This is a genomic window from Streptomyces sp. NPDC002265, assembly GCF_040296125.1.
GTDB lineage: Bacteria > Actinomycetota > Actinomycetes > Streptomycetales > Streptomycetaceae > Streptomyces.
Genome location: NZ_JBEOWS010000317.1, coordinates 1 through 11495, shown reverse-complemented (window position 1 = coordinate 11495; position 11495 = coordinate 1). Strand labels below are relative to the sequence as shown.

The 11495-nt window shown below is 69.5% G+C and carries 9 protein-coding genes; 1 reads left to right on the top strand and 8 read right to left on the bottom strand.

Going from position 1 to position 11495, the window contains the following annotated elements; all coding sequences use genetic code 11:
• Positions 1 to 106: 106 nt before the first annotated feature.
• The 8 genes from ABT085_RS36785 to ABT085_RS36750 all read right to left on the bottom strand — a co-directional run bounded on the left by ABT085_RS36785 (position 107) and on the right by ABT085_RS36750 (position 10622).
• Entirely contained in the window at positions 107 to 688 is a 582-nt protein-coding gene (locus ABT085_RS36785) for a GTP-binding protein (protein WP_351346482.1), read from the bottom strand.
• The gene (locus tag ABT085_RS36780) at positions 669 to 1256 is read right to left on the bottom strand and encodes a DUF742 domain-containing protein (protein ID WP_351618310.1); all 588 of its coding nucleotides are present in this window, start codon (positions 1254 to 1256) and stop codon (positions 669 to 671) included. The genes ABT085_RS36785 and ABT085_RS36780 overlap by 20 nt, the downstream gene beginning before the upstream one ends.
• A gap of 97 nt (positions 1257 to 1353) precedes the next feature.
• Entirely contained in the window at positions 1354 to 1767 is a 414-nt protein-coding gene (locus tag ABT085_RS36775) for a roadblock/LC7 domain-containing protein (protein WP_152888434.1), read from the bottom strand.
• Positions 1768 to 1777: 10 nt separating this feature from the next.
• Positions 1778 to 5023 (bottom strand): nitrate- and nitrite sensing domain-containing protein, encoded by a 3246-nt coding sequence (locus ABT085_RS36770; RefSeq protein WP_351618307.1) that lies wholly within the window; start codon positions 5021 to 5023, stop codon positions 1778 to 1780.
• 378 nt (positions 5024 to 5401) lie between these two features.
• Positions 5402 to 5977 (bottom strand): ATP/GTP-binding protein, encoded by a 576-nt coding sequence (locus ABT085_RS36765; protein WP_162468659.1) that lies wholly within the window; start codon positions 5975 to 5977, stop codon positions 5402 to 5404.
• Complete coding sequence (locus tag ABT085_RS36760) at positions 5958 to 6353, bottom strand: DUF742 domain-containing protein (RefSeq protein WP_152888400.1); 396 nt, start codon at positions 6351 to 6353, stop codon at positions 5958 to 5960. The genes ABT085_RS36765 and ABT085_RS36760 overlap by 20 nt, the downstream gene beginning before the upstream one ends.
• Before the next feature lie 111 nt (positions 6354 to 6464).
• Positions 6465 to 6878 carry a roadblock/LC7 domain-containing protein gene (locus ABT085_RS36755; protein WP_003993189.1) on the bottom strand — a complete coding sequence of 138 codons (414 nt, stop codon included), beginning with the start codon at positions 6876 to 6878 and terminating at the stop codon, positions 6465 to 6467.
• A 9-nt stretch (positions 6879 to 6887) separates the two neighbouring features.
• A complete protein-coding gene (locus ABT085_RS36750) occupies positions 6888 to 10622 on the bottom strand; it encodes a sensor histidine kinase (RefSeq protein WP_351618302.1) in 3735 nt (1244 codons plus the stop codon).
• A 607-nt stretch (positions 10623 to 11229) separates the two neighbouring features.
• Between ABT085_RS36750 and ABT085_RS36745 the strand changes: the two genes are divergently transcribed.
• Positions 11230 to 11421 carry a hypothetical protein gene (locus ABT085_RS36745; protein ID WP_351618299.1) on the top strand — a complete coding sequence of 64 codons (192 nt, stop codon included), beginning with the start codon at positions 11230 to 11232 and terminating at the stop codon, positions 11419 to 11421.
• The last annotated feature ends 74 nt before the right edge of the window (positions 11422 to 11495 follow it).

Genomic DNA, 11495 nt, shown 5'->3' with positions numbered 1-11495 from the left:
CCTCTCCCTATCTCCCCGGCGCCCACAACGGGGTCGGCGCACAAGCAGGTGGGCGGTCCTTCCCCGGCTCGGGAAGGACCGCCCACCTGTCGGTATGCGCGCCGTGTCAGCGCAGGCGTGCCATCAGCGCGTGCTCGACCAGCGTGATCAGCGCCGACTTGGCGTCCGCGCGGTGGCGGGCGTCCGTCGTGATGATCGGGGCGTCCGGGCCGATCTGGAGCGCCTCGCGCACCTCGTCCGGCTGGTACGGCTGGTTGCCGTCGAAGCCGTTGAGGGCGATGACGAAGGGCAGACCGCTGTTCTCGAAGTAGTCGACCGCGGGGAAGCAGTCGGCGAGACGCCGCGTGTCCACGAGCACGATCGCGCCGATCGCGCCGCGCACGAGGTCGTCCCACATGAACCAGAAGCGGTCCTGGCCGGGCGTGCCGAACAGGTACAGGATCAGGTCCTGGTCGAGGGTGATACGACCGAAGTCCATGGCGACCGTCGTGGTCGTCTTGTCCCCGGTGTGGGTGAGGTCGTCGATGCCTGCCGAAGCAGACGTCATGACGGCCTCCGTGCGCAGCGGGTTGATCTCCGAGACGGCGCCGACGAACGTGGTTTTACCCACGCCGAAGCCGCCCGCCACCACGATCTTCGCGGAGGTGGTGGAGCGGGAAGGACCGCCGCTAGAGCTTGCGAAGTCCACTGAGCACCCTTTCGAGCAGTGTCACGTCTGGCTGGCCGCCGGCGTTCTCGTCGCCGCCCGGCTGGTGAATGGCGACCAGTCCCGCCTCCGCCAAGTCGGCGACGAGGATCCTGGCCACACCGAGAGGGATCGACAGCAGGGCCGAGACCTCGGCCACCGACTTGATCTCTCGGCACAGGTTGCAGATCCGCTGATGCTCGGGCAACTGGCCCTGCATCTGTTGCGGAGATGCGGTGGTGTGCACCAGCGCCTCGATGGCGAGCTGGTACCGCGGCCTGGTGCGGCCGCCCGTCATGGCGTACGGGCGCACCAGAGGGTTGTTCGAACTTCCGGCGGGCGCAGGCTCGGGGCCTCGGCGCTGCGGCTGCACCGGCTGGATGCGGGGCGCGTTCGGCTGGTCGTACGGCGACTGACCGGGACCCTGCGGGCCCTGGGGCGCGTACGGCTGCTGGTGGCGCCGCTGGCTTGGCGCGGAGGGGAAGTTGTACGGGTTCTGCGAACCGTCGCCCTGGCCCTGGCCGGGTCCGTACGACCAGTTGCCCGATGAGCCGCCTGGGGGTGTTGCCACTTTCTCTCCTCCTCCGACTGTGCACTGGCATCCATCACTGTGGAGCCGCGTCCCGAAACCTTACGGCCCCGGGACGCCAATACGCACGATCTGTCTGTTAGTTGAGAAGGCTCCCCTGGAGCTCCGCACGAAGATCCGGGGTCAGCACCGTACCTGCACGGTCCACCAGCAGTGCCATCTCGTACCCAATGAGACCGATGTCCGCATCCGGGTGTGCAAGAACAGCGAGCGAGGAACCGTCGGAGACGGACATGATGAAGAGGAACCCTCGCTCCATCTCCACAACCGTCTGGTTCACATGGCCGCCTTCGAAGATGCGCGAGGCACCCGCGGTCAACGAGGTCAGACCCGACGCGACAGCCGCAAGCTGGTCGGCACGGTCACGGGGGAACCCTTCGGACATCGCCAGAAGGAGTCCGTCGGCGGAGACCACCACCGTGTGGGACACCCCCGGGGTGTTGTCCACGAAGTTGGTGATCAACCAGTTCAGGTTCTGCGCCGCCTGGCTCATCGGGCTCACACTAACGCTCCTGGTTGTAGGTGCTGTCAGGACCGAAGCCCTGGCCGTTCGTTTCACTGCCTGCGCTGCGTCCACGTTCGACGCCTCGACGCAGGTTGCTCAGCCTGCCCCGGACGTCCTCCGGGGCGCGGGAGACCTGTGGGCCTCCCTGAGGGGTGGTCTCGGCGGCTCCCTCGACCAGATTGGCCTTGGGCACCCGCCGCGGCAGACCGGAGGAGGTGACCCCGCCCGCCTTGGGCTTCCGCAGCTGCGCGGCCTGCGTCCAGCGGTCGTCGTTCGCCGACCGCCAGTCGCTGCCACCGTTGTCCGGAGCGGAGGCCTGCGCCTGCTGCTGCGGCGGCTGCTGCGCACGTCCCGCGCCGTTCGCACCGCTCGTGCCCGCACCGCGACGGGGCAGACCGGCACCGGTCAGCGACTGAGCGGCGGAGGAGGCCGGTCCCGGACGGTCGAAGCCTACGCGGTCCGGCTGACTCACGTCAGCGGCCTGCGAAGACTCCGCCCCCGGAGCGTACTGGTCCGGGTAGCCGTTCTGGAAACCGGTCTGCTGCGGCCAGTCGTCCTGGTAGGACTGCTCCCCGAAGCCCGAGAAGGTCTCCGGGGCGGCGCCGTGCGCCGTCTCCGGTTCCTGCTGAGCCTGCTCCGCGTAGGCGGGGTCGGGGTAGCCGCCGTTCGGGGCGAAGCCGTCGTTCTGCGGCTGGCCGCCGTTCGGCGCGAAGTACTGCTCGTCGTACGACTGCTGCTGCTGACCCTCGTACGCGGTCTGCTCGTCGTAACCGGCGGTCTGCTCGGGGTACGCGGCCGCCTCGGTGCCGTAGGACGCCTGACCGCTCTCGTAGGCGGCGTGCCGGGCGTCGAACTCCTCACCGTAGGAAGCGGCCTCGGACTCCTGCGCGTCCTCCTGGGGCTGCGCCTGGGTCTCCAGGGCGGCCCGGCGTCCCTCGCGCATCAGCGAGCGGCCGACGGGGTCCAGGTCCCGGATGTCGTCCGGCACCTCGTAGCGGCTGTCGTCGAAGCCGAGCTCGGCCGCGGTGCGCATCGGCTGCTGCGGGCTGAACTCCTCGGCCGGGTACTGCTGCTGGAGCTGCTGCTCGGGAATGATCTGCGAGACGGTGAACTCGTCGCCCTGCAGCTGCTGTTCGCCACCACCACCGTGGGTGATCGCGTCGGGCAGCATGACCAGCGAGGTCGTACCGGCCTGCTCGCCCGAGGGACGCAGCTGGACGCGGATGCCGTGCCGGTCGGACAGCCGGCCGACCACGAACAGACCCATGCGCTGGGAGATCGCGGCGTCCACGGTCGGCGGGTTGGCCAGCTTGTGGTTGATGTCCGCGAAGTCCTCGGCGGTCAGGCCGATGCCCTTGTCGTGGATCTCGATCATGACGCGGCCGTCGGGGAGACGGGTCGCGGTGACGCGGACCTTGGTCTGCGGGGAGGAGAACGTGGTGGCGTTCTCCAGCAGCTCGGCGAGCAGGTGCACGAGGTCGGTCACGGCGCGGCCGTGGATCTCGGCCTCCGGGACGCCCGACAGCTCGATGCGCTCGTACTGCTCCACCTCGGAGGAGGCGGCGCGCAGCACGTCGACCAGCGGGACCGGCTGGTCCCAGCGACGGCCGGGCTCCTCGCCGGCGAGGACCAGGAGGTTCTCGCCGTTGCGGCGCATACGGGTCGCGAGGTGGTCCAGGCGGAAGAGGCTCTCCAGCTGGTCCGGGTCGGCCTCGTTGTTCTCCAGGTCGGTGATCAGGGTCAGCTGGCCCTCGATCAGCGACTGGTTGCGGCGCGAGAGGTTGGTGAAGATCGCGTTGATGTTGCCCCGCAGCAGGGCCTGCTCGGCGGCCAGTCGGACCGCCTCGCGGTGGACCTGGTCGAAGGCGCGGGCGACCTCGCCGATCTCGTCCGTGGTGGTGATCGGGATGGGCTGCACGCGGGTGTCGACCCGGCCCGGGTCGGTGCGCGAGAGCTGGTCGACCAGCATCGGCAGACGCTGCTCGGCGATGCCGAAGGCGGCGTTGCGCAGCTGGCGCATCGAGCGGCTCATCTGGCGGGCCACCATGCCGGCCAGGATGAACGCGGCGAGCAGGGCGACCACGACGGCGGCACCGGTGATGAAGGCGGAGGTCTTGGCGTCGTCGGCGATGCTGGACGCCTCGCTCACGGCCTTGTCGGCCATGTCCGACTCGATCTTGCTGTACGCCTGGTACTTGAGCGTGTTGACCGCCCACCAGTTCTGCTTGTCGATGCCGCCCTGGGCGAGCCCGACGCGCACGGAGCGGTCCGTGCTCTGCATCGTCGACAGGGCCGCGACCATGTCGGTCGGGTCGGACGGCGGCGGGACGTAGTCCGGGTTCGCGCCCTTGGCCTGCGCGGCCATCTCCTTGCCCTGCGACTGGATCTTCGCCTTGGCGGTCTCCAGCTTGGCGGCGTCCTCCTCGGTACCACCACCGAGGTACTCCTCGACGGCGATGCCCTCGAGGTAGGCGTACGAGGAGAGCGCGACGCGCTGCTTGGCGAAGTCCACGTCCTTGGGGCCGGGCTTGATCAGCAGGTGCATGCCGATCGAGCGCTCCAGGGACAGAGCGGCCTTGGTCAGCGAGATCGCGTAGACGGTACGGCCGTAGCTCGTGATGTTTCCGGTGCCCAGGCCGAGTTCGTTGGCGAACTCCATCAGCGGGTGGGCGACCTGCGTGTAGCCCTCTTCCGTCTTCACGGCGGGCAGTTTCGAGGTGTACGCGGCCGAGCGGATCGCCTGGAGCTTGGGCTCCTCCGCGCGGAACAGCTTCAGACGACGCTGGAGACCGGCGGTCTGCGGCATGTTCTGCGCAGCCTGGTCGAAGACGTCGGCGGCGTCGTCCGTCGACTTGCGGGCCGCCGTGACGACCTTGTCGTCCTGGCCCTTGTCGTCCAGCAGGGGTTCGGCCGTGACGTCACGCTCGTTGTAGAGAGCGTCCGCGTAGGCCAGGGACGCCCGCACCAGACGCGCCGTGTTCTGCGCGTCCTCCGCTTCCTGCCAGGTGTTGATCGAGCTCTTCACCTGGAAGCCGCCCATGACGAGGCCGACCATCACAGGGATGAGCAGAATCGCGTTCAGCCTGGTGGGCACCCGCCAGTTGCGGGGAGAGAGACGGCCGCCACTCGCAGGGGGCGTCGCCGTCGGCTCGGGCCCTTGCACAGGGGCGGGCGTCACTCCGCGCGACGGCGGGGTGAAGTTGCCCCGCGCCGCCGGCTCGGGACTGTTCTTGCTTCGCCTCACTCGACCAACAACCTCTCGGCGGTCGGCACCTTCGTCGTGCCGCAGTGTCTCAGAGCCCAGTACGTTCTCGACTAGTGAGTACGTCTTTGACTATTGGGCAGTTCAGGCATTCCAGCATGGGGACCAGTGCTCCTCCAAACAGTCGGAAGAGCCGGTTCGGTGTGATGTAAGCCCCAGATAAAACGGTCATAAAGAGCGAGCCCCGCCAAAAGACGGGGCTTTCATGCGCACAGCGAGACCGATCGACCGCGACGCGTTGCCGTACCACCGGATTCCTCTGCCGAAACGTTATGAACGCCGAAGCCGACCGTGTCAAAGACCACAGTCGGCTCCGGCAACGTCTACGGCAACCTTCGTACGCCGCTTTCGACTGGAGAATTAGCGCAGGCGAGCCATCAGCGCGTGCTCGACCAGCGTGATCAGCGCCGACTTGGCGTCCGCGCGGTGGCGGGCGTCCGTCGTGATGATCGGAGTGTCCGGGCCGATCTGGAGAGCCTCGCGGACCTCCTCCGGCTGGTACGGCTGCTGGCCGTCGAAGCCGTTGAGGGCCACGACGAACGGCAGACCGCTGTTCTCGAAGTAGTCGACCGCGGGGAAGCAGTCGGCGAGCCGCCGCGTGTCGACCAGGACCACGGCGCCGATCGCACCGCGCACCAGGTCGTCCCACATGAACCAGAAGCGGTCCTGGCCCGGCGTACCGAAGAGGTACAGGATCAGGTCCTGGTCCAGCGTGATGCGGCCGAAGTCCATGGCCACGGTGGTGGTGGTCTTGCCCCCGGTGTGCGTGAGGTCGTCGATGCCCGCGGAAGCGGACGTCATGACGGCCTCGGTACGCAGGGGGTTGATCTCGGAGACGGCGCCCACGAACGTGGTCTTTCCGACGCCGAAGCCGCCGGCCACCACGATCTTTGCGGAGGTGGTCGCCCGACCTCCGTCAGAGCTTGCGAAGTCCACTGAGCACCCTTTCGAGCAGTGTCACGTCCGGTGCGCCGGTGGTCTCGTCGCCGCCCGGCTGGTGAATGGCGACCAGTCCGGCCTCCGCGAGGTCCGCGACGAGGATCCGTGCCACACCCAGGGGCATGGCGAGCAGCGCCGAGACCTCGGCGACCGACTTCACCTCACGGCACAGATGGCAGATGCGCTGGTGCTCCGGGAGGAGCCCCATGAGCGCTGCCGGGTCGGCCGTCGTGCTGATCAGCGCTTCGATGGCGAGCTGGTAACGCGGCCGGGTCCGGCCGCCGGTCATCGCATAAGGACGGACCAGCGGCTGGTCGCCTTCATCCCCGTACGACTCCGCGTACGGATCATGAGAGGCGTTGGGCGGGGTCATGAATCCTCCGGACGGGACAGCAGATCGGTCAGTCTTGCCGTCTGACGGGGGCCGGTGGGGGGATTGTGGCGGCCGGACGGTGATTTGGTGAGACGGGTAGATCCAGGACGGTCAGTGGAGCAGACTTCCCTGGAGTTCGGCGCGCAGGTCAGGCGTGAGCACCGCACCCGCGCGGTCGACCAGCAGCGCCATCTCGTAGCCGACGAGGCCGATGTCGCACTCGGGGTGCGCGAGAACGGCCAGGGACGATCCGTCGGACACGGACATGAGGAAGAGGAAGCCGCGCTCCATCTCCACGACGGTCTGCGCGACGCTGCCGCCCTCGAAGATCCGGGAGGCCCCGGCCGTCAGCGAGGTGAGACCCGACGCGACAGCGGCGAGCTGATCGGCGCGGTCACGCGGGAAGCCTTCGGACATCGCCAGCAGAAGGCCGTCGGCGGAGACCACCACTGTGTGGGACACCCCTGGGGTGTTGTCCACGAAGTTGGTGATCAACCAGTTCAGGTTCTGTGCCGCCTGGCTCATCGGACTCAACTAACGCTCCTGCTGGTGAGTGGGGTTCGGGAAGCTGCCGGTCTGGCCGTTGCCGGCCTGGCGACCCTGCGCGATACCCCGACGGAGATTGGTCAGCCGGCCGCGTACGTCGTCAGGCGCACGCGAGACCTGCGGACCGGTGTGGTGCTGTTGCTGCTGAGCTGTGCCCGGGACGAGGTTCGCCTTGGGCACCCGGCGCGGCAGTCCGGAGGTGGTGACGCCGCCGGCCGCGGGCTTACGCACCCGTTCGGCCTGACGGACGATGTCGTCGTTCGGTGAGCTGCGCCAGGCGGCGGGCGCCTGACGCTGCTGAGCCGGAGCCTGCTGCTGCGGCGCCGGGGGCTGCTGCGGCTGGGCCGGAACCTGGGCCGAGCCGTTGTGCTGCGGCTGACCCGAGTGGCCCTGCTGCTGGCCCTGCTGACCGTGGAACCAGTTGGTCTCCAGCGTGTCGAACAGCGGGGTACGGCCGTCGCCGGGACCGCTGGCCGGCGGCAGCGCCTCCGGCTGGGCGGGCCGCTGCGGCATGGCCGGCCGCTGCTGGGCACCGTAGTCCGGGCCCGCGGTCTGCGGGCGCTCGTACTGGCCGGTGTTGTTCTGCATGGGCGCGTGCGCCGGGCGGCCCGGCAGGGCGTGCTGCCCGGTGGAGCCGTTGTCGTAGGCCTGCGGGGCGGCGAACTGACCCGTGGAGCTGCTGTCGTACGCCTGAGGGGCGGCGAACTGACCGGTGCCCGACGAGTGGTTCTGTCCGGCACCCGGGGCGAAGACGTCCGGGCGGGCGAACTGACCCGTGTTGTGCTGACCGTTGGCGGCGCCGGGGCGGGCGAACTGGCCCGTGTTGTACTGGCCGTTGTGAGACCCGGGGCGCGGCGCGTTGAAGTCCGGCCGGGCGAACTCGGAGGTGCTGCCCGGACCCTGGCGGTCGTCGATGCGCGGCATCTGGGCCGTCTGGGAGACGTCCGGCTCCTCGTGGCCGCGCGGAGCGTCCAGCGGGGTGCGCGGAACCGGCGGCTGCGCGTTCTCGTCGCTCCAGCTGGGCGTGCGCTGCTGGGCGTCGGCGCCCGGCAGTTCGGCGCGCGCTCCACCGCGGCCCGGAAGCTGCGGCCGGCGCGAACGACGGCCCTGCGGCTCGGCGTCGGCGTTGGCGCGCTGCGAGGGAACGGCACCACGGTTGTTGCCGTTGTTGCCGCCGAAGGCGTCGCGGCCCTGGTCGTCACCGAAGCCCTGCTGGGCGTTCGCGCCACCGGACTGCATGCCCTGCTGCTGGGCGTTCGGCGCCTGGCCGAAGAGGCCGCCACCCGTGGCGGCCGGAGCCTGCCGGCCCTGCTGGGGGCCGCCCTGACCCTGCGGTCCGCGTGCCGCGCCGGGCCGGCCGTTCGCACCCGCGCCGGGAAGCGCGGCCCGCGGGCCCTGTCCGGCGGCTATCCGGCCGGTGTTGCCGGCCGAGGCGCCGCCACCGAGGGCACCACCGGGCGCACCGCCCGGAGCACCCGCGCCGACGGCACCGCCCTGGCGTCGCGCCGCGGCCATGCCGGCCGCCGCCTGCGCCGCGGCCGGACCGCTGTTGACGGCACCCTGACCGGGCTTGGGCTGGGGCTTCTTGCCGCCCTGGGCGACGTCCACGGGCAGCATGACCAGCGCGGTCGTACCGCCGGAGTCGGACGGGCGCAGCTGGATGCGGATGCCGTGCCGCTGCGACAGACGACCGACCACGAAGAGGCCCATGCGTCGGGAGACGGAGACGTCCACGGTGGGCGGCGAGGCGAGCCGCTCGTTGATCGCGGCGAGGTCCTCGGGCGAGAGGCCGATGCCGGTGTCGTGGATCTCGATCAGCACGCGGCCGTCGGGCAGCGCGTGACCGGTGACCTTGACCTTGGTCTGCGGGGAGGAGAACGAGGTGGCGTTCTCCAGCAGCTCTGCGAGGAGGTGCACGAGGTCGTTGACGACGCGGCCGGCGACTTCGGTGCTCGGCACCGAGGCCAGCTCGATGCGCTCGTACTGCTCCACCTCGGACGCGGCGGCGCGGAGGACGTCGACCAGCGGGACCGGGCGGGTCCAGCGTCGGCCGGGCTCCTCACCCGCGAGGACGAGAAGGTTTTCACCGTTACGGCGCATACGCGTCGCGAGGTGGTCGAGCTTGAACAGCGAGGACAGCTGGTCCGGGTCGGCCTCGCGGGACTCCAGTTCGGAGATCAGCGACAGCTGGCGCTGGATAAGACCCTGGGAACGGCGCGAGAGGTTGGTGAACATCGCGTTGACGTTGCCCCGCAGCAGGGCCTGCTCGGCGGCCAGTCGGACCGCCTCGCGGTGCACGTCGTCGAAGGCCGCGGCCACCTGGCCGATCTCGTCCCGGGAGTGCACACCGACCGACTCCACGGACGTGTCGACGTCCTGCGGGTCGGACTCGGACAGCTGCTTGACCAGCTCGGGCAGACGGTCCTGGGCGACCTTGGTGGCGGTCTCCTGCAGGCGGCGCAGCGAGCGGATCATGGACCGGGCCACGACGAAGGCGCCGACCAGCGACACACCGAGCACGAGCAGGATCAGCGCACCGGAGATGATCGCCTCGCGCTCGGAGGCGCTGCGCAGCTCGCGGGCCTTCTGCTCCATGTCCTCGAGCAGCGAGTGCTCGATCTGCTTCATGCCCAGGATCTTGGTCGAGCTGTTGTCGAGCCAGTCCTTGTAGGACAGCTTGTCCAGCGACTTCAGACCGTTCTGCTTGCTGAGCGCGCGCTCGGCGAAGGTGTCGGTCCCCTCGATCGTGGCGTTGCCCGACTCGATCGGCTTGAGGAGTTCCTCGGCACCCGAGTCGCCGTAGATGGACCGGAAGCTGTTGAGCTCGGAGTCCTGGCTGTCCAGGGCCGCGACACCGTACAGGCGGTCGTTCTCGGAGAGGCTGCCGAACTCTTGGTTGCTCGTCGGGAGCGCGGCACCGAGGAGGGCGCGCTGCTCGGAGGCGTACTCCTTGGCCGCGGAGAAGGCCGACAGGGCGCGGGTGCGCTGGATCATGTCGGGGTTGCTGGTCGCCTCGGCCATGTCCTGCGAGAGGTCGAGCAGGTGCTGGATGAGCCGGTGGTAGGCCTCGACGGTCTGCATCGAGTTGCCCTCGGCCTCGTACGCACCCGAGCGGACCTTGCTGAGGCTGTTCAGGTCGCGCTGGAGGCCGACGAGGCTGTCACGGACACCCTGGAGGTTGCCCTGCTTGCTCGCGGCGTCGATCTTGTCGCCGGCGTCGAGGAAGTTGGTCAGGGCCCGGTCGGTCTTGTCCCGGTATCCCTTGACGGTGTAGTCGGTCGCGCCCGCCTGGTGCGCCAGCGGACCGGCCGACTGGTCGCGCTCCTCCTGGAGCGCGCTCGCCAGCTCGGTGGCCTGCTTGGTCATCTCCGTCAGCAGCTTCATGTTGTCGAGCTGCTGGATGTCGTCCATCGACTGGTTGATACGCGTGGCGCCCAGCGTGGTGGCCGCGACCACCGGCAGCGCCAGCAGCGACACCAGTCGCGTGGAGATGCGCCAGTTGCGCAGCGCCATGCGCGAGCCGGGGCCCGGGACGCCCTTCGGAGCCGTCACCACAGGAACCGGGCCCGTCGATCCGGCCGCGCCGGGGCGCCCGGGGCGCTCACCGCCGTCGCCGGCCGAGCCCTGGTTCTGGGCGTGCTGGGGCGAGGAACCGCGGTCGGTCCCGCCGTGCGGCTCCGGCTCCGCCGAAGCACTGCCATCCCTCTTGAATCGTCCCTGCACTACTGTCGCAACCTCTGGACCAGGCGCCCCTCCGCGCGAACGGAAGGACACGGTGTCGGCGTCATAGGGGCGCCCTGAATACGCCCCCGTGGTGGTCGTGAGCGACCGGCGCTGGCTCCCCCTTCGTAGCCGCCACTCGGCGCGTGATCGCGCCCCCCTGTGTGCCAGCTCGATACCTGCGGCGGTCCGAGGAATTCCAGCACAGTGCAGGAGCGCCAACAAGGCCCGTAGGCCGACCTGTGACCTCCGTGACACCACGTGAGCGATAGATCACCCGTTGTTGAATGAGTTCCGCCTTATGTCGGGCAAACCATGGTGAATCAAGGGGGCGGAACGGGTGTCCCAGTCGACATGATCGGGAGCGGAATGGTGGCTTCAGGCGGCTAATGTCCGTTTCGACTGAGTAGGGCGCGGGCCTGAATTGACCGTTTTGATCGAGGGTAGGTGAGCAAACTCACACGGAGATCATGGGGTCTTCACGTCATCTGCGGGATTCCGGATGTTTAGCCTGACGTTTTACAAAGGGCAGCGTTCTGATAACCCGCGCCCGTGCGGGGGGCACTTGAGGCCCTCCCGGCGCCCGAAACGACAAGGTCTCGTACAAACCGTGAAGACGACGACGATGTTCCGCACGATAGCCAACCCGCGGCGTACGACGCTGGCGCACCTCGACGGCGCCGACGCGCTGCACACCCCGGACCAGCCGGAGCACCCCGTCTCCCTTCCCACGCAGACGGCCAACCCCAGGCGCACGGTCCTCATGAACGCGCCGGCCATGGCCGCCGCCGTCGCCGAGTAGCCACGCACGGCCGCCGCCGTCCATCCGGACCGGCCCCGTACGGACCCGAAGGGCGCCCACCGACTCGGTGGGCG